Source organism: Rhizobium sp. YAF28 (assembly GCF_052113285.1).
Lineage (GTDB): Bacteria > Pseudomonadota > Alphaproteobacteria > Rhizobiales > Rhizobiaceae > Rhizobium.
Genome location: NZ_JBFRCX010000012.1, coordinates 154,804 through 176,295, shown reverse-complemented (window position 1 = coordinate 176,295; position 21,492 = coordinate 154,804). Strand labels below are relative to the sequence as shown.

The 21,492-nt window shown below is 60.4% G+C and carries 20 protein-coding genes and 1 riboswitch; of the genes, 8 read left to right on the top strand and 12 right to left on the bottom strand.

Annotated features, from left to right (window positions below; all coding sequences use genetic code 11):
- Positions 1 to 101 precede the first annotated feature (101 nt).
- The 6 genes from AB4Z13_RS25785 to AB4Z13_RS25760 all read right to left on the bottom strand — a co-directional run bounded on the left by AB4Z13_RS25785 (position 102) and on the right by AB4Z13_RS25760 (position 6,570).
- Complete coding sequence (locus AB4Z13_RS25785) at positions 102 to 1,865, bottom strand: peptidoglycan D,D-transpeptidase FtsI family protein (protein WP_442207148.1); 1,764 nt, start codon at positions 1,863 to 1,865, stop codon at positions 102 to 104.
- Positions 1,862 to 2,188 carry a hypothetical protein gene (locus AB4Z13_RS25780; protein WP_162748105.1) on the bottom strand — a complete coding sequence of 109 codons (327 nt, stop codon included), beginning with the start codon at positions 2,186 to 2,188 and terminating at the stop codon, positions 1,862 to 1,864. The genes AB4Z13_RS25785 and AB4Z13_RS25780 overlap by 4 nt, the downstream gene beginning before the upstream one ends.
- A gap of 110 nt (positions 2,189 to 2,298) precedes the next feature.
- Positions 2,299 to 3,252 (bottom strand): sugar-binding transcriptional regulator, encoded by a 954-nt coding sequence (locus tag AB4Z13_RS25775; RefSeq protein WP_310382358.1) that lies wholly within the window; start codon positions 3,250 to 3,252, stop codon positions 2,299 to 2,301.
- Positions 3,253 to 3,273: 21 nt separating this feature from the next.
- On the bottom strand, positions 3,274 to 4,740 hold the full coding sequence (locus AB4Z13_RS25770; RefSeq protein ID WP_442207147.1) for an FGGY family carbohydrate kinase: 1,467 nt from the start codon (positions 4,738 to 4,740) through the stop codon (positions 3,274 to 3,276).
- 64 nt (positions 4,741 to 4,804) lie between these two features.
- On the bottom strand, positions 4,805 to 5,761 hold the full coding sequence (locus AB4Z13_RS25765) for a transketolase family protein (RefSeq protein WP_113324573.1): 957 nt from the start codon (positions 5,759 to 5,761) through the stop codon (positions 4,805 to 4,807).
- Complete coding sequence (locus AB4Z13_RS25760; RefSeq protein WP_113324572.1) at positions 5,761 to 6,570, bottom strand: transketolase; 810 nt, start codon at positions 6,568 to 6,570, stop codon at positions 5,761 to 5,763. The genes AB4Z13_RS25765 and AB4Z13_RS25760 overlap by 1 nt, the downstream gene beginning before the upstream one ends.
- Positions 6,571 to 6,782: 212 nt before the next feature.
- Here AB4Z13_RS25760 and AB4Z13_RS25755 point away from each other — a divergent pair, with 212 nt between their 5' ends.
- The 7 genes from AB4Z13_RS25755 to ribB all read left to right on the top strand — a co-directional run bounded on the left by AB4Z13_RS25755 (position 6,783) and on the right by ribB (position 13,722).
- Positions 6,783 to 7,766, top strand: a complete 984-nt coding sequence (locus AB4Z13_RS25755; RefSeq protein WP_310382361.1) for an ABC transporter permease — start codon at positions 6,783 to 6,785, stop codon at positions 7,764 to 7,766.
- Positions 7,767 to 7,882: 116 nt separating this feature from the next.
- Positions 7,883 to 8,812, top strand: coding sequence for a sugar ABC transporter substrate-binding protein (locus AB4Z13_RS25750; protein WP_113298805.1), 930 nt, complete (start codon positions 7,883 to 7,885; stop codon positions 8,810 to 8,812).
- Between the two features lie 27 nt (positions 8,813 to 8,839).
- A complete protein-coding gene (locus AB4Z13_RS25745; RefSeq protein WP_442207146.1) occupies positions 8,840 to 10,318 on the top strand; it encodes a sugar ABC transporter ATP-binding protein in 1,479 nt (492 codons plus the stop codon).
- 22 nt (positions 10,319 to 10,340) lie between these two features.
- Positions 10,341 to 11,129: an SDR family oxidoreductase gene (locus tag AB4Z13_RS25740; protein ID WP_113321778.1), complete on the top strand. Its 789-nt coding sequence runs from the start codon at positions 10,341 to 10,343 to the stop codon at positions 11,127 to 11,129.
- A 4-nt stretch (positions 11,130 to 11,133) separates the two neighbouring features.
- Complete coding sequence (gene tpiA, locus AB4Z13_RS25735) at positions 11,134 to 11,871, top strand: triose-phosphate isomerase (RefSeq protein ID WP_442207145.1); 738 nt, start codon at positions 11,134 to 11,136, stop codon at positions 11,869 to 11,871.
- 74 nt (positions 11,872 to 11,945) lie between these two features.
- Positions 11,946 to 12,728 carry a glucose 1-dehydrogenase gene (locus AB4Z13_RS25730; protein WP_442207144.1) on the top strand — a complete coding sequence of 261 codons (783 nt, stop codon included), beginning with the start codon at positions 11,946 to 11,948 and terminating at the stop codon, positions 12,726 to 12,728.
- Between the two features lie 105 nt (positions 12,729 to 12,833).
- Positions 12,834 to 12,978, top strand: a riboswitch (FMN riboswitch).
- A 117-nt stretch (positions 12,979 to 13,095) separates the two neighbouring features.
- Positions 13,096 to 13,722, top strand: a complete 627-nt coding sequence (gene ribB / locus AB4Z13_RS25725; RefSeq protein ID WP_442207143.1) for a 3,4-dihydroxy-2-butanone-4-phosphate synthase — start codon at positions 13,096 to 13,098, stop codon at positions 13,720 to 13,722.
- Between the two features lie 166 nt (positions 13,723 to 13,888).
- Here ribB and AB4Z13_RS25720 read toward each other — a convergent pair whose 3' ends face one another.
- The 6 genes from AB4Z13_RS25720 to AB4Z13_RS25695 all read right to left on the bottom strand — a co-directional run bounded on the left by AB4Z13_RS25720 (position 13,889) and on the right by AB4Z13_RS25695 (position 20,092).
- On the bottom strand, positions 13,889 to 15,013 hold the full coding sequence (locus AB4Z13_RS25720; RefSeq protein ID WP_442207142.1) for a Gfo/Idh/MocA family protein: 1,125 nt from the start codon (positions 15,011 to 15,013) through the stop codon (positions 13,889 to 13,891).
- An 11-nt stretch (positions 15,014 to 15,024) separates the two neighbouring features.
- Entirely contained in the window at positions 15,025 to 15,810 is a 786-nt protein-coding gene (locus tag AB4Z13_RS25715) for a ThuA domain-containing protein (RefSeq protein ID WP_442207141.1), read from the bottom strand.
- Positions 15,811 to 15,885: 75 nt separating this feature from the next.
- Positions 15,886 to 16,914, bottom strand: a complete 1,029-nt coding sequence (locus tag AB4Z13_RS25710) for an ABC transporter ATP-binding protein (RefSeq protein ID WP_442207140.1) — start codon at positions 16,912 to 16,914, stop codon at positions 15,886 to 15,888.
- Positions 16,915 to 16,926: 12 nt separating this feature from the next.
- On the bottom strand, positions 16,927 to 17,757 hold the full coding sequence (locus tag AB4Z13_RS25705) for a carbohydrate ABC transporter permease (protein WP_113322513.1): 831 nt from the start codon (positions 17,755 to 17,757) through the stop codon (positions 16,927 to 16,929).
- Complete coding sequence (locus tag AB4Z13_RS25700) at positions 17,757 to 18,743, bottom strand: carbohydrate ABC transporter permease (protein ID WP_113322514.1); 987 nt, start codon at positions 18,741 to 18,743, stop codon at positions 17,757 to 17,759. Before AB4Z13_RS25700 ends, AB4Z13_RS25705 begins: the two co-directional genes overlap by 1 nt.
- 83 nt (positions 18,744 to 18,826) lie before the next feature.
- The gene (locus AB4Z13_RS25695; RefSeq protein ID WP_439017524.1) at positions 18,827 to 20,092 is read right to left on the bottom strand and encodes an ABC transporter substrate-binding protein; all 1,266 of its coding nucleotides are present in this window, start codon (positions 20,090 to 20,092) and stop codon (positions 18,827 to 18,829) included.
- A 299-nt stretch (positions 20,093 to 20,391) separates the two neighbouring features.
- Here AB4Z13_RS25695 and AB4Z13_RS25690 point away from each other — a divergent pair, with 299 nt between their 5' ends.
- Positions 20,392 to 21,417 (top strand): substrate-binding domain-containing protein, encoded by a 1,026-nt coding sequence (locus AB4Z13_RS25690; RefSeq protein WP_442207139.1) that lies wholly within the window; start codon positions 20,392 to 20,394, stop codon positions 21,415 to 21,417.
- The last annotated feature ends 75 nt before the right edge of the window (positions 21,418 to 21,492 follow it).

The window sequence follows — 21,492 nt, the reverse complement described above, 5'->3', positions numbered from 1 at the left end:
GCCGACCGGCCAGAAATCATTCCTAGGCTTCGGGCGCATAGACCGAGGCGGATCGCTGTCGCAGCGACGTGCGGCGCACCTCGCAGATCCTGGCGGATAGCTCAGTAACTGATCAGTGAATAGGGAACATCATTCGAACCGAAGCGAGGCTGGACGCCGAGCAGCGGGGCTGCTCGACCAATGATTTCCTTCACCATCGGAGCAGCGGTTGACGCTGCAGTTCGCCCGCCGTGCTCGCCGGTTTTCGGGGCATCGATGATCGAGAGAACCATGTATTTCGGCTTATCCATCGGAAAGGCCGCGACGAAGGCGTTGAAATTCAGGTCGCTGGCATAGCGTCCATTGACGACCTTGTCGGCGGTGCCGGTCTTGCCGCCGACGTTGAAGCCCTCGACCTGGGCGCCGCGGCCGGAGCCCTTCAGCCCGTTCCAGGTGAAGAGGTAGCGCATATCCGCGCTCGTGCTTTGCTTGATGACGTTTCGCGACAATGCTGCGGCCTGTTCCGGCGACCGTGGTAGGAAGGTCGGCGAAATGAGGTTGCCGCCATTGATAAGAGATGCGGCCGCAGACGCCGTCTGCAGCGGGGTTGTCGCGACGCCGTGGCCGAAGGAGATCGTGACAGAGTTGATCTTCTTCCACGTGCGTGGCTGTGTCGGCGTTGCGACACCCGGCATCTCCGTCTCCATCTTGGAGAGAAGGCCGAGCTTGGTCAGGAACTGTTGATGCCCCTCAATGCCGACCATATCCGCGACGGCGGCGGTGCCGATGTTCGACGAATACTGAAAGACTTCCGGGATCGACAGGGGCCTGTGCTTGCCTTTGAAGTCCTTGATCGTGAAGCCGCCCATGCGGATCGGACGGGATGCATCGACGACGGAGTTTAGTGTGATCTTTTCCGCGTCGAGGCCCATTGCCAGGGTGAAGCTCTTGAAGGTCGAGCCCATTTCGAATGTCGCATTGCTGATCCGATTGAACCAGCCTTTCTCGTAGTCCTTGTCCGGTCTGCCGTCCGCCAATGTGCGCGACGGCTCGTTAGGGTCGTAGTCCGGCACCGAGGCCATGGCCAGGACCTCGCCCGTCTCGACATCGAGAACGAGTGCGCCGGCGGCGTCTGCCTGATAGGCGTTCATCGCCTTGGCGGCGACCTCTCGGGCGATGTTCTGGACGCGGATGTCGATCGACAGCCTGACGGGCTCAAGTGGAACCCCAGATGTCAGTCCCACAGCCCTCAGATCGGCCAGGCCCTGCTGGTCGAGATACCGCTCCATGCCGGCCAGTCCTTGATTGTCGACATTCACGTGGCCGAGAATATGCGACGCAGCGCGCGCGCCGGGATAGAAGCGACGTTTTTCCGGTCTGAAGCCTATGCCGGGAAGGCCAAGGGCCAGGATGTCAGCTTGCTGCCTCGGCGTGAGTTGGCGCCGCAACCACTGGAAGCCGCTGTCCATCTTGAGTTTCTTGTGGGTCTCCCTCCAATCGAGGCTCGGGATGACGGCTGCGAGTTTCTCCACCACTTCGTCGGCGTCGATGATGCGACGGGGGTCTGCATAGAGGGAGACCATGTTCAGGTCGGTAGCAAGGAGTTGGCCGTTGCGATCGATGATGTCGGGCCGGGAGGCGACGCTGTTGGGATTGCCAAGCGAGCTGGCGGCAAACGGCTCAGCCAGCCCATACTGGAGGAGGCGACCTCCGATCAGTAGGAAGCCGAATACGAAGCCGGCGATCAAGCTTCCCAGGCGCCGCCTTGCGTGGCCGCTCCGCTTCTTTCTCGTGCCCGGGATCTTGTCGTGAATGCCGATCCTCTGACGTTCGACGCGGATGTGGGAACGGCTTTTGATCTTTAAAATTCGCGAGATGATAGTCATTGCGCTAATCCAGAACAGGCGGCGGAAATCGAAGAAGCACCTCCGAAAACGCGGCGCGTTTTCAGGCCTGTTTCTCCTGGGGCAACTGGTGACGAGATTTGCGTCGAATAATCTAAGAATTTGTTAACCGTCGCTTCTAGAAGTGCCACCGGCACCGTGCTCGACGCCACGTCAAGCCATCCGCGGAGCGTTGTCTGGAGATCCAGATGGCGGCCAGCAATATCAGCCGCATCGTCGGGGTGATGAAGGACGCCGGCCTCTGCGGCATGCGATAAACTCCCGATCGCCTGAAACAAGCGATAGAGGTGCGGATTGGTCACCATTGTACCAACAGCTACCACTCCCGAACAAACCGCAACCCCTCACGGCGAAACGTCATGACGTCAATATTTTCCGCGCCGTTCTCGGGACCAGTTGGTTCGCTGGCGAGTTCCTATACGTCGATCAATCGTTGAGCGGTAAACTTATCCGTTACCAGCATGTCGATGACGCCAACGCGAAGGGCGCCTGAGATCGCTGCCGTCTTCTTCGCGCCGCCAGCCAGCGCGATGACCCGATCCACCCGCGCAAGGTCCTCGAGTGGAAGGCCTATGACCCGGTCATCCAGCGGCGTTTTCACCGGTTTGCCGTCCTTGTCGAAGAAACGCAGTGAAATGTCACCGACGGCGCCGGCCTCGGCGAGATCGGCGAGTTCCCGCGACGAAAAGATGTTGCCGGAACGGGCAAGCAATTCGGACGGCTCAACCGCACCGATGCCGACGATGGCGAGCGTGATGCTGCCGAAGAGATCCATGGTCTCACGGACGAAGGGATCTGACTGCATCAGGAGCCTGGCTTCCCTCGACGTCGTCACGCCCTGTACGGGAAGCAATTTGGGTTCGGCCCCGGTGAGGCGAGCAAGCCGCGTGGTGAGCTGCGTTGCATGTGTCTGCACCGAGGGGTCGCCCATGCCGCCGAGGGTCTGGACGACGTATTTTACCTGGGCGCTTTTCTGCGGATGGATGTTTTCGACCATCTTGAAGATGGTCTGGCTCCAGCTCGACACCCCGACGATCTCGCCAGGTGAAAGTGTGATCTCCAGAAGATGGGCTGCGGCTTCCCCGATCCGGGCCATGATTGCCCCGTCCCGGTCCTCGCTGCACTCGACGACAATTGCTTCGGGAAGGTCGAACTTTTGTCGCAGCGCCCCCTCGAGCTCGCTATAGGTGCCGACCGGCGGGATGACGCTGGTTCGAACGATATCCTCGGCCTCGGCCCTCTTCAGCATTCGCGAGACAGTCGCCTGGGAAAGCCGCAGATGCTGTGCGATCTCCGCCTGGCGCCGCCCTTCGATGTGGTACATCTGGGCAACCCTGGAAATCAGGCGGAGTTCGTTGAGGCGGGACATGGGCGATACCGGCTTGAATTTTTATTCACATTTAACCGGTGTCGGTCGCGACGTCGAGCGGGCCAGCGCATCATTCCATGTATTGAGAAGGCCGATGCGGTCGATCTCTTCGGGGCGGATCACTTCGGTGCTTCGGGGCAGTGCCTCGATCACATCGAGATCCTTCCACAGGCCGAGCGAAAGCCCGGCCAAATAGGCTGCACCGAGGGCTGAAGCCTCCGGCGCTTGGCATTGTATGACGGCATGTTCGATGAGATTGGATACGCACTGCATCAGGAAGCGGTTCTGGCTCGGGCCGCCATCGACGTATAGGGCGCCGAGTTGACCGCCGCTCTGGGCGCGCATGGCGGCGATCACGTCATGCACTTGGCAGGCGATCGAATCCGTCACCGAGCGGGCCATCTGGGCGCGGGTCGTGGAAAAGTTGATCTGAGCGAAGAGAGCGCGGGCGTCGGAACTCCAATAGGGGGCGCCAAGGCCGACGAAGGCCGGCACGAATCCCGGTCCGCCCGGCTCGGCCGTCGCCGCAAGGTCGACGAGGGCGGCCACATCGGGAAGGCCCAGAATGCCGGCCATCCAGGGAAGGCTTGCGGCCGAAACAAGGATATTGCCTTCGAAGGCGAAGGTCGGCACGCCAGCGATCCGCCAGGCGACCGTCGTGGTGATGCCGTTTTGCGGCGCGATAAAGCGCGGCAATGTCGTCATGACGGAGGAACCGGTTCCAAACGTCACCTTGCCGTCGCCGGGCTTGAAGGCGCCGTGACCGAAGAGCGCTGCATGGCTGTCGCCGATGGCGGAGCGGATCGGCGTGCCATCGGCAATGCCGGGAAGCCCCTGTGTCGTGCCGAAATCGGCAGAGCTGTCGAGCACTTCAGGGAGCAGGGTAATATCAACGCCGAAGATTTGGCCGAGTTCTTCGCTCCAGACTTGGTCATTGAGGTCGAACAGCTGGCTGCGGGCGGCATTGGAGGCATCGCAGACATGGCGGCGTCCACCCGTCAGGCAATGGATTAGCCAGCTGTCGATCGTGCCGAGATGCACGCGGCGTCCGGCCGGAACGCGATCGAGCAGCCAGCGGAATTTCGATCCGGGAAACATCGGGTCGAGGGGCAGACCGGTAAGTGCCTGTACGCGGTTGAGATGACCTTCGGCGATGAGGCGCTCGCAGTCAGGCGCGGTACGACGGCATTGCCAGCTGAGCACGGGACCGAGCGCTTCGCCGGTCTCAGCATCCCACACCGTGACAGATTCGCGCTGGTTGGACACTGCCACCGCCTCGACAGTGACGTCGGACACTTTCGTCAGGCAGGCCGCGATCGCTTCGCAAACGGAGGCAAAGATCCGGCGGGGATCTTGCTCGACCCAGCCCGGCTGCGGATAGGAGATGCCGACGGCGGCCGAGCCTTTGGCAAGCACCTCTCCTGTTTCGGAAACCAGAACTGCCTTCGAATTGGTGGTGCCCTGGTCGATTGCCAGAATAGCCCGCATCGTCTTCTCCTCAGACAATGGCCGGGGCGGATGCACGCCCCGGCTCAATAGACCTGCTATCAGATTATTTGCGCTTGATCAGCGCCTCTGCCGCATCGGCGATCGCCGCCGGCGCCATGCCGAATTCGTCGAGGAGGAATTCCGCCGAACCGGTCGGCGCATAGATGCCGGGAACGCCAAGACGCTTCATCGGCACGGGCGCGTTGTCGACGACCACTTCGGCGACGGCTGAACCGAGGCCGCCGAAGACCGAATGTTCTTCCGCCGTTACGATCGCACCGGTCTCGTTGGCTGCGGCGATGATGGCGGTCTCGTCGATCGGACGAACGGTCGCCATGTTGAGCACGCGTGCCTTGACGCCGCGCGCGGCCAGGATTTCGGCGGCTTTCACCATGCGATGGGTCAGCGTGCCGTTGGCAATCAGCGTGACATCGGAGCCCTCACGCAGCAGGTTCGCCTTGCCGACTTCGAACTTATGGCCTTCGGGCAGCAGATCCGGAACGCCGACGCGCGACAGGCGCAGGAAGCAGGGACCATTGTAGCTTGCGGCCCATTCGACGGCGGCGGCGGTCTCGATCCGGTCGCAGGGGGCAATGACGGGCAGGTTCGGCAGCACGCGCGTCCAGGCGAAGTCTTCGATCGAATGATGGGTCGGGCCGAGTTCGCCATAAGCCATGCCGGAGGAAATGCCGACGAGTTTGACATTGGCGTTCGAGTAGGAGATGTCGGCCTTGATCTGCTCGAGCGACCGGCCGGTCAGAAACGGCGAAGCGCCGCAGACATAGGGCAGGCGTCCGCCATTGGCGAGACCGGCGCCGACGCCGACCATGTTCTGTTCGGCAATGCCGACATTGACGAGGCGATCAGGGAATTTCGACTTGAAGCCGCCGAGCTTGGAGGAGCCGACCGAGTCGTTGCAGACGGCAACGATGGTTTCATTCTCGGCAGCCAGCCGTTCGAGCGTCGCGGCAAAGGCATCGCGGCAATCATAGAGCTTCGGTGGGTTTACGGGCGCGTTCATTAGAGTGCCTCCGACAGTTCTGCCAATGCGGTTTCATACTGTTCCTTGCTCGGAACCTTGTGGTGCCAGTCGACGCGATCCTGCATGAACGAGATGCCGTGGCCCTTATTGGTGTGCGCGACGATGCAATGCGGGCGGTCACTGCGATGCTCGAGAGCGGGCACGATCGCGTGCATGTCATTGCCATTGATTTCGCTGACCTCCCAGCCGAAGGCCTCGAGCTTGGGGCGAAGCGGCGCGAGATCGTTGGTGTCCGATAGGGAGGCGCCCTGTTGGAACCTATTGTGGTCGATGACCAGCGTCAGGTTGTCCAGGCGGAACTGGTATGCTGCCATGATAGCTTCCCAGTTGGAGCCTTCCTGCATCTCGCCGTCACCTGTGATGACATAGGTGTGGTATTTCGCGCCCGAGAGTTTCGCCGCCTTCGCCATGCCGACAGCGACAGGCAGCCCGTGCCCCAGAGGCCCCGTATTGGTTTCGACACCCGGCACCTTGTTGCAGTTCGGATGGCCGTTCAGCCGGGAATGCGGCTTCAGGAACGTCGCGATTTCCTCTTCCGGAATGAAGCCCCGCTTGGCGAGCGTCACATAGAGCGCGCAGGCCGTATGGCCCTTCGACAGCACGAACCTGTCGCGATCGGGATGTTTGGGCTGGTCGGGCCAGATATGCAGCACACGGAAGTAAAGCGCGGTGAGGAGATCGATCACCGACATCTCGCCACCAATATGGCCGGCGCCTGCCTCGTATACGGCCTGGAGGTCGCGCAGACGTATCTGGCGAGCAACACGTTCAAGTTCGGAAGGCTCCATCGTTTCCTCTTGTGCATAAATATTCATGTAGTTATATTTTTGCATACAAGCGGCCTTAGTCAAGCCCCTTATTGGTCATTGTGCTTCGCTCATCGGCCGGAAAGCTGGTTGACAGCATCTAAGCAAGTTGTTAATGAATTTTCCAGCAGGCATGAATAAATATTCTTGCTTGAGGAAATATTGGCCGCCGGCCTTAATCCCAGGGAGGAACGATGGTGGCGATCGACGTGAATGAACAGAGCCGTCCGTCCGGCACGTGGGTAAGCAAGCTCACGGGGGCAACCGGCCCGCTCATCGGGCTGCTTTTGCTCTGCCTGTTCCTGACCTTCAGCACTGATGCATTTCTCTCCGTCCGCAATGGTCTGAACATTCTCGACCAGATCACCGTGCTCGGGATCATGGCAGTGGGCATGACCTTCGTGATCCTGATCGGCGGCATCGACCTTTCAGTCGGTTCGGTCCTGGCTCTCGCGATGATGGTGATGGGCTGGACGGCGAATGTCGCCGGCCTGCCGCTCGGCATCGGCATCGTGGTGGCGCTCATTGCCTCGATGATCAGCGGCCTGATCGTCGGCATCATGGTCACCTGGTTCAGGGTGCCTGCCTTCATCGCGACACTGGCGATGATGTCGGCTGCGCGCGGCGTGGCGAACATGATCACCGACGGCCAGCAGATCGTCGGCTTCCCCGACTGGTTCATGATGCTGGCCATTGACCGCCATTTCGGCATTCTGACTGCAACCGTCTTCCTGATGCTGGCTGTCGTCGCCGCCGCCTGGGTTTTCCTTCACTTCCGCGCAGAAGGCCGCATGCTCTATGCGGTCGGCGGCAATCCCGAAGTTGCTCGTCTTGCCGGCATCAACGTCCAGCTCGTGACTATTCTTGTTTACATGGCGAGTGCCGTCCTTGCAGGTCTTGCCGGTATCGTTCTTGCTGCCCGTCTGGACTCGGTTCAGCCGTCCAGCGGTTTTGGCTACGAGCTGGACACGATCGCGGCCGTCGTCATCGGCGGAACCTCTCTGTCGGGGGGCGCAGGCGGTATTGGCGGCACGCTGATCGGCGTCCTGATCATCGGCGTGCTGCGTAATGGCCTCAACCTTCTCAACGTCTCGCCCTTCCTGCAGCAGGTCATCATCGGCGTCGTCATCGTTCTCGCTGTCGGCGCAGAAACGATCCGGAAGCGGCGGGCTGCCTGATCATTCCGCCCGCAGACGATGCGGGCGTGAAGAAATTCCTCTCCGAGAGGTTTGGAGCGGAGCTATTGCCCGAGGGGGAGGATACCCGAGGGTTCACTAACAACGGAGGAACTGACATGAAATTTGCGCGCACTCTGCTCGCGTCTGCCGCCCTGCTTGGCCTCAGCCTCGGATCCGTTCAGGCGGCCGAAGTCAAGAAGCTCGGCCTTGCCGTCGCCAATTTGCAGGCAAACTTCTTCAACCAGATCAAGCAGTCCGTCGAAGCTGAAGCCAAGAAGCGTGGCATCGAGGTCCTCACCGTCGACGCCAAGGGCGATGGCCCGACCCAGGTCAACCAGATCCAGGACCTGCTGACCCAGAATATCGACGCACTGATCTACATCCCGGCAGGCGCTGCTGCAGCCAGTGTGCCGGTCAAGCTCGCAAAGCAGGCCGGCATTCCGGTCGTCAACGTCGACCGCAATGCTGAAGGCGCTCCGGGCGATACCTTCCTGGCGACCGATTCCGTCGCCTCCGCCAAGGCGGTTTGCGACTACATCCTCAAGGAAGCCGGCGGCAAGGGCAAGATGGTCATCATCCATGGCCAGAAGGGCACCACGCCTGAACTGGACCGCACCAAGGGGTGCCAGGAATCCCTGAAGGCCTATCCGGACGTGAGCGTCGTCGCCGAGCAATATTCCAACATGTGGAGCCAGGACGAGGGCTTCCAGATCATGCAGAATATGCTCCAGTCGAATTCTGATGTCTCGATCGTCTTTGCCCAGGCAGATGGACTGGCGCTCGGTGCGGCCCAGGCGATCAAGGTCGCTAATCCATCGCAAAAGATCGTGGTCGGTGGTTTTGATGGCGACACCGCTGCGCTCGAGGCCCTCAGCAAGGGTGTGTTCGACGTGACCGCGACACAGCAGACGCAGAAGATGGGCCGCGATGCGGTGGAGAACGCGGTCAAGCTCGCTGCCAAGGAAAAGGTGCCACCGGTTCAGCTGATGGACGCCACGCTGACGACCAAGGAAAACGTGGCAGGCTTCATCGCCAACCATCCGTAATCAGTCAAAATCTCGAGGAGGTGTGCTGTGACCGAGCCGGTTCTTTCCCTGAGGGGCATATCCAAGCGCTACGGACCGCTCCAGGTTCTGAAAAATGTGGACCTGGACGTCTATCCCGGCGAGGTGGTGGCACTTCTCGGCGAAAACGGCGCCGGCAAGTCGACGCTGTCAGGCATCATTGCCGGATCACGCACACCGTCCGAGGGCACGATGACATGGCTGGGGCAGCCTTATGCCCCGGCCGCTCCACGCGAGGCGATCGACAAGGGCGTCGTGCTGATCCATCAGGAACTGCAGCTTCTGCCGCATCTTTCAATCGCTGAAAATGTCTTCATCGGTCGTTGGCCGATGAAGAACGGCGTGGTCGACCGTACCCAGATGGTCCGCCGCGCCCAGGAACAGCTCGCACGGCTGAACCTGCACATTCCCGCGACCCGAAAGGTTGCCGGTCTTTCGACCGCCCACCAGCAGCTGATCGAGATTGCCAAGGCGCTGGCGCTCAATGCAAAACTCCTGATCCTCGACGAGCCGACCGCAGCCCTTGGCGGGGCGGAGACGGAAGCCCTGTTCGAGCAGGTGCGCAAGCTCCGCGCCGAGGGCGTAGGCATCATCTACATCTCCCACCGCATGGAAGAGATCAAAAAGATCACCGATCGCATCGTCGTGCTTCGCGACGGAGAGCGCGTCCATGAATTTGCCGACAGTTCGACGCCGGTACGCACGATCGTCGAAAGCATGGTCGGCCGCTCGCTCGATCGCATGTTTCCGACCCTTCCCGAGCCGACCAGCAGGCCCGTGCTCGAAGTGTCCGGCCTGACGTCGCCGGATGATTCCTTCCGGGATGTAAGTTTCGACGTTCACGCGGGCGAGATCCTCGGCATTGCCGGCCTCGTCGGTGCCGGCCGCACCGAGCTCGTGCGCGCGATTTCCGGTGCCGATCCAATCAGCGCCGGCTCGGTCCGGCTGGAAGGCGAGGCGCTGAAGCTGCGCAGCCCTGCGGATGCGATCGCCAAGGGCATCGTGATGGTTCCGGAAGATCGCAAGGATCAAGGGCTCGTCGTTGCACACAAGATCAGCGAGAACATCATCTACGCCAATCTCGACAAGCTTGGCGGGCGCTGGCTCACTTCGAGCGTGAAACGCGTTTTCGCCGAAAAGGCGGTGGCGAAATTCGGCGTCAAGGGGCGTGCGGAGCAGTTTGCCGCCGACCTCTCGGGTGGCAACCAGCAGAAGGTCGTCATCGCCAAATGGCTGATGCGCGATCCGAAGGTCGTGGTGCTGGACGAGCCGACGCGCGGTATCGATGTCGGAGCCCGCGCCGGCATCTACGATATCATCGTCAACCTCGCCAAACAGGGCGTCGCGGTCATCGTCGTAAGCTCCGATCTCGAGGAGGTTCTCGGCGTATCTAACCGCATTCTCGTGCTGGCGCAGGGCAAACAGGCAGGCATTTTGAAGCGTGACGAGGCGAACGACGTCTCGGTCATGGAACTGGCGACAATCTAGGCAAAGACAGAAAGGAAGAGCGGTGTCCGACATCTCTCTGAACGCACCGAAACTATTTGATCTCAGTGGCCAGGTCGCCATCGTGACGGGCGCCGGCAGCGGCATCGGGCAAAGGATCGCCATCGGTCTTGCCCAGTGCGGCGCCGACGTGGCGCTTCTCGATCGCCGCACTGATGACGGTCTTGCCACGACTGCCAGCCATATCAGGGCTGCCGGTCGCCGCTCGATCGAGATTGCCGCCGACGTCACCAGTAAATCGTCGCTTGCCGAAGCTGTCGCCCGCACCGAGGCCGATCTCGGTGCGCTCTCGCTTGCTGTCAATGCCGCCGGTATCGCCAACGCTAATCCCGCCGAGGAGATGGAAGAGGATCAGTACCAGACACTGATGGACATCAACCTGAAGGGCATCTTCCTGTCCTGCCAGGCCGAAGCGCGGGCCATGTTGAAGAACGGCCGCGGCTCGATCGTCAACATCGCCTCCATGTCGGGCGTTATCGTCAATCGCGGTTTGAGCCAGGCCCATTACAATGCCTCGAAGGCGGGCGTGATCCATATGTCGAAGTCGTTCGCCATGGAGTGGGTCGGGCGCGGCATCCGCGTCAACACGATTTCGCCGGGCTATACCGCAACGCCGATGAACACCCGGCCGGAGATGGTACATCAGACCAAGCTCTTCGAAGAACAGACGCCGATGCAGCGTATGGCCAGTGTCGATGAGATGGTCGGTCCTGCGGTCTTCCTGCTCTCGAATGCTGCAAGTTTCGTGACGGGTGTCGATCTGCTCGTTGACGGCGGCTTCTGCTGCTGGTGATGACATGCGTAAGCTGATCGCAGGCAATTGGAAAATGAACGGTCTCGTCTCCTCCCAAGCTGAGATCGAGGCGCTGAAGGGGCTAACGGGCAGTGCGACGTGCGATATCGTCGTCTGCCCGCCCTTCACGCTGATCGACCGCGCCGTGGCGCGGGTCAAGGATACGGATCTCGCCATCGGCGCGCAGGATTGCCACGCGCAGTCGTCGGGTGCCCACACGGGCGAAATTTCTGCCGAAATGCTTGCCGATCTCGGTGCGCGCTATGTCATCCTCGGACATTCCGAACGCCGTGCCCTGAACGGCGAGGACGATGAGATTGTGCTGGGGAAGGCGCTTGCCGCGCATCGGGCAGGCTTGATTTCGATCATCTGCGTCGGTGAGACACGCCATGAGCGCGACGAAGGCCGGGCAATCGAAGTCGTCGGCGAACAACTGCGGGGATCCGTCCCCGAGGGTGCTACCAGCCGAAATCTTGTCATCGCCTATGAACCCGTCTGGGCAATCGGAACCGGACTGGTGCCGACCCACGAACAGATCGAGGAGGTCCATGCGGCGATCCGGCAGATGCTCGAAGAGCGGCTGGGCAGCGATGGCCATTCGGTCAAGATCCTCTATGGCGGCTCGGTCAAGGCATCCAATGCAGAGGCGATATTCGGGCTTCGCAATGTGGACGGAGCGCTGGTCGGCGGCGCTTCGCTGAAGGCCTCGGAATTCGCAGCAATTATTTCGGCAGCCGTTTGAACTCTGAGTGCGGAGACAAGTGTCGCCGGTGCAGATCGGTGCGCTCACGCCGACGCCGTTGAAAGGAAAAGAGAATGCAACGTTTTGAAAACAAGACCGTCGTCATTACCGGCGCAAGCCGCGGTATCGGTGCAGCGATCGCCAAACGCTTTGCGCGCGAAGGCGCCAATCTCGTCGTTTCGGCCAATGAAGACAGCGTGCATGGCGTGGCCGAACAGATCAAGGCCGATGGCGGAAAGGCGATCTCCTTCGTTGGCGACGTCACTGACAAGGCAAGCGTCAAGGCCCTTTATGACGCCGCCGAGCAGGCATTCGGCGCAGTCGACGTCTCCATCCAGAATGCCGGCGTCATCACCATTGCCCGCATCGAGGATATGACCGAGGGCGAGTGGGACAAGGTCATGGCGGTCAACACGAAAGGCGTGTTCCTCTGCGCCCAGGAAGCGATCGCCCGCATGCGCAAGCACGGCGGCGGCGGCCGTCTCATCAACACGGCCTCCGGCCAGGCGCGCGACGGCTTCATCTATACGCCGCATTATGCCGCCTCGAAGATGGGCGTCGTCGGCATCACCCAGAGCCTTGCCAAGGAAGTCGCGACCGACGGCATCACCGTCAATGCCTTCTGCCCGGGCATCATCGAGACCGACATGTGGGCCTATAACGACCATGCATGGGGCAAGCTGCTCGGCAATTACGGCCCCGGCGAACTGATGAAGGAATGGGTCGAAGGCATTCCGATGAAGCGCGCCGGTTCCGGCGAAGACGTCGCCGGCCTCGTCACCTTCCTTGCCAGCGACGATGCAGCCTACATTACCGGCCAGACCATCAATGTCGATGGCGGCCTCATCATGTCCTAGCTCTGTTCGACAATAGGAAACGGTGCTTTCACCTCTGCGAGGCAGTTCCCGCGGCGAGATCTGCACCAACCTCTTGCAGAACAAGGCCTTCATCATCTATCTAAGTAATGTTCTCAGGGCGGGGTGCAATTCCCCACCGGCGGTATCGAGGCAACTCGGAGCCCGCGAGCGCCTTCGTGGAAGCGAAGGGTCAGCAGATCCGGTGAGATGCCGGAGCCGACGGTCATAGTCCGGATGGAAGAGAGCAACGCAGAGGACACCGCTCGGCACGCGGTGTTTCATATGCTTGTTCGCCCAAGGGAAAATGGTGGCTTTTGACAGGCCATGTACGCCGCAAACCGCGGCTAACCCTTGAAAGGCAGAGAAGATGGCAATTTCCAAAATCGAAGATGCGATCGTCGCGATTGCGCGTGGCGAGATCGTGGTCGTCGTCGACGATCGTGATCGTGAAAACGAGGGCGACCTCGTCATCGCATCCGAGGCAATCACCCCGCAGGCGATCGCCTTCATGATGAATTATGCTCGCGGCCTCATCTGTGTGGCAATGGAAGGCGAGCGGCTGGACGAGCTGCAGATCCCGCAGATGGTCCCCAACAATACCGAACTTTTGAAGACGGCTTTCACCGTGTCGGTTGACTATATTCCTCAAACGACGACCGGAATTTCGGCGGCTGACCGCGCCGCGACGGTTCGCGCACTCATTGCCGAGACGTCCCGCCCCGAGGATTTTGCGCGGCCCGGCCATATCTTCCCGTTGCGTGCGCATCCGAACGGCGTGCTTTCTCGTCCAGGTCATACCGAGGCGGCTGTCGACCTCGCAAGGCTTGCCGGCCTGTCGCCGTCAGGTGTCATCTGCGAGGTGGCCAATGATGATGGCACGATGGCACGCCTGCCCGAGCTTGAGCAGTTTGCCGAACGGCACGGCCTCCATCTGATCACAATCGAGGATCTCATTGCTTATCGGGGCGTGAGAGCGCCTGTTAAGGCCGCCTAGTAAGCGTGTCTTGGCCTGGCGTAAAAGAGCCACGGCGAGCCAAGATCGCGTGGGTGCCGTTTGTGTAGTCTGCAACGAGGCACTCGGCTCTGGCACGGATAAGCAGCGTGAGCTATTAGCTCGACGAAGGCCCGGTCATGCGGGCCTTCGAGGTTTCACCATGCCGTCAGACGACGAGCGCTAGCGCCGGCCCCTGATCGTCCGTCTTGCGTTCCTGGCCGGCCGTGCCTTCCAGGCTCTCGGAGGCCAGTAGATTGAACTCCCGACGTTCTTTCTCCGATACGATCGCGAGGTCGATGACCTTCTGCAGGTTGGCGGCATGGCGGAAGGTGGGATCGTCCTGCTTTCCGGTCCTGACCGCTTCGGCAAAGCGCTGGTAGTTGGTCAGCACTGCCGGCACCTCGATGTCACGCCAGGTGGCGCTTTCAATATCGTCACCGAAGCAGCCGCGAAGATCTGAGCCGTCAGGACGATGGATGACTTCGAGGCTGCCTTTTTCGCCATAGATGCGCAGCTTCAGTTCGTTGAGATGACCGGTCGCCCAGCGTGTCGCATGGATGACACCGAGCGCGCCATTGGCGAAATCGACCGACATGGTGAAGCTGTCATTGGCATCGAGCATATATTCACCGATCTGTCCGCCCGGCGCCTTGTTGAAGGTCTTGAGCCGGGCGAAGACATGATCGATATCGGTCGCAGCGCCATAGGCGGCGAAATCGAGAATATGAATGCCAACATCGCCGAGCACACCGTTCGATCCATGGCCGGTGGACAAGCGCCACAGCCAGCGCGATTCCGTGCGCCAGTCGCCCCAGGCGCGAGACACCAACCAGCTCTGCAGATAGGAGGCCTCCACATGGCGGATGGTGCCAAGTTCACCTGATAGCACCATCTCGCGGGCGCGCTGCAGCGGTGCGACGTTGCGATAGGTGAGATTGACCATGTTGACGACGCCGGCGGCTTCAGCCGCTTCCGTCATCTCCAGCGCATGGGCGTAGTTTTCTGCCAGCGGCTTTTCACAGAAGACGTGTTTGCCGGCGGCGATCAGCGCCAAGCTCGTCGCATGATGTATCCGGTCAGGCGTGACGTTGGTGGCGGCATCGAATTCGCCCCAGGCGATCGCTTCCTCGAGCGTGCTGAAGCGCCTTGCGATGTTGAAATGATCAGCGAACTCATCAAGCCGGGTCCGATCGGTGTCGACGGCGCCGACCACCTCGACACCATCGATGGCGAGGAAGTTGGCAACCTGGTTTTTGGCCATCATGCCCGTGCCAAGTACAAGTAGACGCATTGCTCTTCTCCTCAGCGGTAACCGGCTTCGCCGGCTTGATGCAGTCTCGGGCCGCGTTCGACGATCGGCTCCAGTGCCTTCTCTACCGGCACATTTGGGGCATCGGTGATGCTCTTCAGATCGCCCTGCGGGTTATAGGCCCACTTCACGCCGTTGATCAGCACCTTCTGCACGTTCGCATCGTGATAGGTCGGATAGGTTTCGTGGCCGGGACGGAAATAGAAGATGTTGCCGGCACCACGGCGCCAGGTCAGGCCAGACCGGAAGACTTCGCCGCCCTGGAACCAGGAGATGAAGACCGTTTCCAGTGGCTCCGGCACGGAGAACTGCTCGCCGTACATTTCTTCGTTTTCCAGCTCGAAATGCTCGCCGATCCCGGCGGCGATCGGATGGCGCTGATTGATCGTCCACAGACGCTCGCGCTCGCCCGCCTCGCGCCATTTCAGCGCACAGGGCGTGCCCATCAGGCGCTTGAAGATCTTCGAGAAATGGCCGGAATGCAGAACGAGCAGGCCCATGCCTTCCCAAACCCGCTTGGCGACGCGCTCGACGACGGCATCGGAGACGGCACCATGGTCTTTGTGGCCCCACCAGGTCAGAACGTCGGTCTCGGCAAGCCGGGCTTCGCTGAGGCCATGTTCCGGTTCCTGCAGCGTTGCCGTAGTCGCGGAAATAGCCGGATCGGTGTTCAGCGCCTTGGCGATCGTGGTGTGCATGCCGTCCGGATAGATCTCCCGGACAATGGCGTTGGTATTTTCGTGGATGTTCTCACCCCAGACGATGGTGCGAATAGACAAGTTTCTGCTCCTTCACAGCAAGTAGCGGACCGGAACCGATGGGAAGCGGTCGAATCCTGTTTGTTTGATTGGTGGTCAGGCTGCGCCCTTGAAAGGGACCTTTTCGAGTGCGCGTCCGGATTGGTCGAAACGGTGAATGCGATCCTTGACCGGCGACACGCCCAGTTGCTGGCCGGGCTGGTGGCTCGATACGCCGGTCTCTCGAACGGTGAGCGGTTCGGCCGAGCCGATGTCGAGATAGACGAAGCTGTCCGAGCCGAGGATTTCTGAGTGGATGACGGTGCCCGTCCAGGCAGGATCCTGATCTCTAAACTCGATATGTTCGGCTCGCACCCCGATCGTGTGGGCATTATAGGGAGCCGCGAACGGGCCGGAGAGGAAGTTCATTTTCGGCGAGCCGATGAAGCCGGCGACGAAGATTGAGTTCGGGGTCTCGTAGAGCTCGATCGGAGTTCCGACCTGTTCGACGACGCCATCGCGAAGAACGCAGATGCGATCGGCAAGCGTCATGGCCTCGACCTGATCGTGGGTGACATAGATCATCGTCGTGTCATGCATGCCACGGTGAAGCTTGGCGATCTCCAGCCTTGTGGCGACGCGCAACGCAGCATCAAGGTTCGACAATGGTTCGTCGAACAGGAAGACCTTCGGGTCACGAACGATGGCGCGGCCAATGGCCACGCGCTGGCGTTGGCCGCCTGAAAGCTGGCGCGGCAAGCGCTCCAGATAGGGTGAGAGCTGCAGCATGCCGGCTGCCTGTTCGACGCGCGCCTTGCATTCTTCTCTGGTTCGGCCGGAGAGCTTCATGCCGAAGGCCATGTTTTCGTAGACCGTCATATGCGGATAGAGCGCATAGGACTGGAAGACCATCGCGATGCCGCGCTTCGACGGGGAAAGACGATTGACCGGCTGACCATCGAAGGAAAGCGTGCCTGACGTTATGTCCTCCAGTCCTGAGATCAATCTAAGCAAGGTGGACTTGCCGCAACCGGACGGGCCGACAAAGACCATGAACTCCCCCTTCCGGATGTCCATGCTGACGCCCTTGATGACTTCGAATGCCCCGAAGCTCTTGCGGATATTGTCTAATCTAATTTGTGCCATGTCGCGCTTTCCTCAGCCTTTGACGCCGCCGGCGGTCAGCCCGGAAATGATCCGGCGTTGAAAAATAAGAACAAGGATGACGACGGGCACGGTAACGATGACCGATGCCGCCATGATATTGCCCCAGGGGATTTCGAACTGACTGCCGCCCGAAAGGAGAGCGATCGCTACCGGCACCGTCCGTTGCGCATCCGACGAGGTGAAAGTCAGGGCGAACAGAAATTCATTCCAGGCCGTGATGAAGGCAAGCAGACCAGTGGTGACCAGAGCCGGCCACATCAGCGGCATGAACACCTGCGTGATGATGACCCAAGGGGAGGCGCCATCGACGATGGCCGCTTCCTCGATCTCGATCGGCAGATCCCGCATGAAAGTCGTCAGCACCCACACCGTGAAAGGCAGAGTGAAGATCATATAGGAGAAGATCAGCGCGAAGGGCGTGTTGAAGATGCCAATCCAGCGGATGAGTTCGAATAGCCCTGCGAGCACAGCGATCTGCGGGAACATCGAGACGGACAGAATGGTCAGCATCAAGAGGGCCCGACCCCGGAAATGCACGCGGGCAAGCGCGTAGGATGCGGTCACGGCGAGCAGCAAAGAGGCGGCGACCACGAGGCAGGCAATGAGCAGCGAATTGCCGAGGCTGCGGATGAAGCTGCCGGTCGTCAACACGCCGGTATAGTTTTCCAGCGAGATCGAGGTCGGCCAGTAGGTGACCTCGAAGAGCGCGGTGCCGACTTTGAAGCTTGTTAGGATCGCGTAGTAGAACGGGAAGACCGCGATGATGACGATGACCGCGACCAGCAGATAAAACAGCGTATTCTTCGTGGCTGTGAGCAGCATCAGCGTTCGCCTCCACCGAGATTGACGCGGCCGAGCCAGATGTAGAGCACGGTAACGGAGGCGATGATAAGAAAGAGAACAGTGGAGGCGGTTGCGCCATAGGCGAACTTGTCGAAATCGAAGAGGTTTTCGCGCGCCATCACCGACATTGTCTTGGTCTGGGCGTTGTTCGGTGTCAGCACGTAGATCAGGTCGAAGATGCGCATGGCGTCGAGCATGCGGAAGATCACGGCGACCATGATTGCCGGGCGGATCAGCGGCAGGGTCAGACGCCAGAACACTTTGATGGGGTTGATGCCGTCGATCTTTGCGGCTTCGTAAATATCGGCCGGAACCATTTGCAGGGCGGCGAGGATCAGCAGCGCCATGAAGGGCGTTGTCTTCCAGACGTCGACGATCAGAACGGCGATCATCGCTGTCTGGGGATCAGCGGTCCACGCGATCTTCTGGCTGATGAGCCCGAGGCTGAGAAACATGTCGTTGAGGATGCCGAACTGATCGTTGAGCATCCAGGCCCACATTTTCGCCGAGACGATGGTCGGGATCGCCCAGGGAATGAGGATAGCGGCGCGCACGACGCCGCGGCCAACGAATTGCGCGTTCAACACAAGGGCGACGATGAGGCCGAGCGCGGTTTCGATCGTGACCGACAACAGCGTAAATTTTGCCGTGTTCCAGACGGCGCCCCACCAGGCGGGATCGGCCAGCAGTCCCCTATAGATCGTGCGGCCGCTCTTCAGGGTAACCCAGGAGAGGTAATTGTCGAAGCCGACGAACTGAGCATCGCCGAGGTTCGTCAGCGACGCGTTGGTGAAGCTGAAGTATATGGTGCGGAACAGCGGCCAGCCGGCAACGATGGCCAGGATCAGCAGGGTCGGAGCCAGGAAGATCCAGGCGGATCGGACACGTTCCGAGCGCAGATCCGAAGAGATTGCCTTCGTGCGCGCGCCCGTGCTCAGATTTTGGGAGACTGCAACTTCACTCATGGAATATCCGCTTCATGAGACAATCGACGACGGCGTATCGGAAGCGGCAGCGACGAGATATCCGACGCTGCCGCCTCGATCTGTTACCAGCCGCTGCCTTGCAGCGTCGTCAGATCGGCTTCGAGAAGCTCTAGGTTTTCTTCGGCTGTCCCACTGCCGGAGAGCGTATTGTGCACGGCGGTCCAGAACTTGGCGGAAACCTCGTTATACTTGACCTTGGCAACAGCCGACGGACGCGGCACAGCGTTTTCGAAGATCGGCTTCCAATTCGGCATGAACGGCTGCGCAGCAGCAATGTCCTTGTCGTCATAAAGCGCCGACAAGGTCGGCAGGTTGGAAAGCTCGATGGCACGCTGCTTCTGGCTTTCCTTCGACGTCAGGAACTTGACGAGTTCGATCGCCGCATCCGGGTTCTTCGAATATTTCGAGACGGCGAGATTCCAGCCGCCGAGCGTCGAGGAGGGCTTGTCGCCTTCTGCGGCAACGGGAAGTGTCGTCACGTCGAACTTGCCCTTGACCGGGCTGTCGGCGCCGTTGCCCAGCGCATAGGCATAGGGCCAGTTACGCATGAAGACGGCGTTGCCGGTCTGCCAGACACCGCGGGATTCTTCCTCCTGATAGGCGAGCACACCGCTCGGTGAAATCGTCCCGATCCAGCCCTTGGCGCGATTGAGTGCTGCCGCGGCCTTCTCGTTGTTGATCGAAATCGTGCCGTCGGTCTCGATGATCTGGCCGCCGCCCGAGGACTTGACCCATTCCAGTGCATCGCAGGTCAGGCCTTCATAGGCATTGCCCTGGAAGACGTAACCCCAGAGATCCTTCTGGCCGGCGGCGCGTTCCTTTTCCTGGATTTCCTTGGCGGTTGCCTCCATCTCGTCCCAGGTCTTCGGCGGCTGCTTGCCGTATTTCTCAAGCAGATCCTTGCGGTAGAACAGGGCCGGTGCATCCGTATAAAGCGGCATTGCGACCAGACGGCCGTTCACGGTCTGGGAGGCAACGATCGCCGGGAAAAAGTCGCCGACGACGTCCTTGGTGGCATCCTTGAGATCGACGAACTGGTCTGCCAGCTGCGGGGCCCAGATAACATCCGTCTGGTAGACATCGACATCCGTATTGCCGGCTGCGAGCCAGAGCCGATATTGCGAAAACTGTTCAGTGGATGAGGGCGGCATGGTGACGATCTTGACCGTATTGCCGGTCGCCTTCTCGAAGGCATCGAGCTGCTTGCGGAACAGATCGAGGTTCTTGCCGGTAGAGCTCGCTGAAATGCTGATCTCGGCGGCAAAGGACGGAACTGACACGCCAATAAGCGCAGCCGCGAGGGCGGCCGCTGTGAAACGAAACTTCATTTTCTCCTCCCAAAGACCAAATTGAAATCGATTTGGTCGTGGAAAACTGTCAGAAGGTCGATACCGTGTCAAGGGAGGTTCTTGATTGCGACCTATACTTGTTCATAAATACGGAATATCGTTTAAAATCAATTGGAAACCCAAATGCCGTGATTTCCTAATTCGCGCTAGTGTTCATCTGGCGGCAAGTGAAATTGAAATCGATTTGAGAAAATATAATCGACGGCATAGAATGTGGAATTTGCGAGGCCGATGGTATAGATGCCCGGCAGCGCAGGCGATGAAAGTTATTTCGGTCAATGAAACTCAAAGAGTTCGCAAAACAACTTGGATTGTCTCCAACGACCGTCAGCCGTGCGCTCAGTGGCTATCCCGAGGTAAGCGAGGTGACGCGCGCCCGCGTCGTCCAAGAGGCGGTGCGGCTGGGCTACCGGCCGAACGTCAATGCGGTGAGACTGAAGACCGGGCGGGTTGGTGCCATTGGCGTCGTCATGGGGCGTGCCGGCGAGTTTCATTTCGCGGAATTCATGGCCGGTATGGCGGAGCGTCTTATCACGGAAGACACCGATATCCTGGTCATTCCGATGGCCAATCCCGAATATGATGCCGAGATGCAACTCTACAGACGGCTGGCGGAAAGTCAGCGGGTGGATGCGATCATCGTGCATTCGCCTCGACCCAATGACCAGCGTATCGCGCTGCTGCATGAGCTGGGAATGCCGTTCCTCGTTCATGGTCGTTCAGACATCGACGTGCCGCACCCCTGGCTCGATATCGACAATGAAGGGGCTGTACGCCGCGCGACCTCGCATTTGATCGATCTCGGTCATACGAGGATTGCGCTGATCAATGGCCGCGAGGGCGCAACTTACGCGCTGCATCGCGACATCGGTTACCGCAGCGCCTTGCAGAGCCACGGGATCGAGGTCGATCCGCAACTGATCGCCAACGGCAATTTCACCGACGAGCTCGGTTTCCGCTTTGCGCGGTCATTTCTCGAGCAGCCGAAGCGGCCGACCGCGTTTGTCGCGGGGTCGATGATGACGGCGCTCGGCATTTACCGCGCCGCACGTTCGCTGGGGCTCCAGATCGGCAGCGATGTCTCGGTCATTGCCCACGATGACGTCTTTCCCTACCTGACGGCCGACAACATGGTGCCCTCGCTGTCGGCTACCCGGTCGTCGATGCGTGCGGCTGGTACGCGCTGCGCCGATCTCGTGCTGCAGCTTTTGGCCGGGCGTTCGCCGATGGAGATTCACGAATTGTGGCCGGTTGAACTCATCCTGCGTGAGTCCACCGGACCGGTGCGGACGTCCCCGACCTGAGCGATTGGGCGTTTGTGAAGCCTTGCTGACATCATCGCGCTGTCTTGTGCGATCGCCAGGAGCCCGCGCGTCGAC

Excerpts from the sequence above, each read along its gene's own strand:
- AB4Z13_RS25785 (WP_442207148.1), bottom strand. The coding sequence starts at position 1,865 with ATGACTATCATCTCGCGAATTTTAAAGATCAAAAGCCGTTCCCACATC.
- AB4Z13_RS25780 (WP_162748105.1), bottom strand. The coding sequence starts at position 2,188 with ATGGTGACCAATCCGCACCTCTATCGCTTGTTTCAGGCGATCGGGAGT.
- AB4Z13_RS25775 (WP_310382358.1), bottom strand. The coding sequence starts at position 3,252 with ATGTCCCGCCTCAACGAACTCCGCCTGATTTCCAGGGTTGCCCAGATG.
- AB4Z13_RS25770 (WP_442207147.1), bottom strand. The coding sequence starts at position 4,740 with ATGCGGGCTATTCTGGCAATCGACCAGGGCACCACCAATTCGAAGGCA.
- AB4Z13_RS25765 (WP_113324573.1), bottom strand. The coding sequence starts at position 5,761 with ATGAACGCGCCCGTAAACCCACCGAAGCTCTATGATTGCCGCGATGCC.
- AB4Z13_RS25760 (WP_113324572.1), bottom strand. The coding sequence starts at position 6,570 with ATGGAGCCTTCCGAACTTGAACGTGTTGCTCGCCAGATACGTCTGCGC.
- AB4Z13_RS25755 (WP_310382361.1), top strand. The coding sequence starts at position 6,783 with ATGGTGGCGATCGACGTGAATGAACAGAGCCGTCCGTCCGGCACGTGG.
- AB4Z13_RS25750 (WP_113298805.1), top strand. The coding sequence starts at position 7,883 with ATGAAATTTGCGCGCACTCTGCTCGCGTCTGCCGCCCTGCTTGGCCTC.
- tpiA (WP_442207145.1), top strand. The coding sequence starts at position 11,134 with ATGCGTAAGCTGATCGCAGGCAATTGGAAAATGAACGGTCTCGTCTCC.
- AB4Z13_RS25730 (WP_442207144.1), top strand. The coding sequence starts at position 11,946 with ATGCAACGTTTTGAAAACAAGACCGTCGTCATTACCGGCGCAAGCCGC.
- ribB (WP_442207143.1), top strand. The coding sequence starts at position 13,096 with ATGGCAATTTCCAAAATCGAAGATGCGATCGTCGCGATTGCGCGTGGC.
- AB4Z13_RS25720 (WP_442207142.1), bottom strand. The coding sequence starts at position 15,013 with ATGCGTCTACTTGTACTTGGCACGGGCATGATGGCCAAAAACCAGGTT.
- AB4Z13_RS25710 (WP_442207140.1), bottom strand. The coding sequence starts at position 16,914 with ATGGCACAAATTAGATTAGACAATATCCGCAAGAGCTTCGGGGCATTC.
- AB4Z13_RS25705 (WP_113322513.1), bottom strand. The coding sequence starts at position 17,757 with ATGCTGCTCACAGCCACGAAGAATACGCTGTTTTATCTGCTGGTCGCG.
- AB4Z13_RS25700 (WP_113322514.1), bottom strand. The coding sequence starts at position 18,743 with ATGAGTGAAGTTGCAGTCTCCCAAAATCTGAGCACGGGCGCGCGCACG.
- AB4Z13_RS25695 (WP_439017524.1), bottom strand. The coding sequence starts at position 20,092 with ATGAAGTTTCGTTTCACAGCGGCCGCCCTCGCGGCTGCGCTTATTGGC.
- AB4Z13_RS25690 (WP_442207139.1), top strand. The coding sequence starts at position 20,392 with ATGAAACTCAAAGAGTTCGCAAAACAACTTGGATTGTCTCCAACGACC.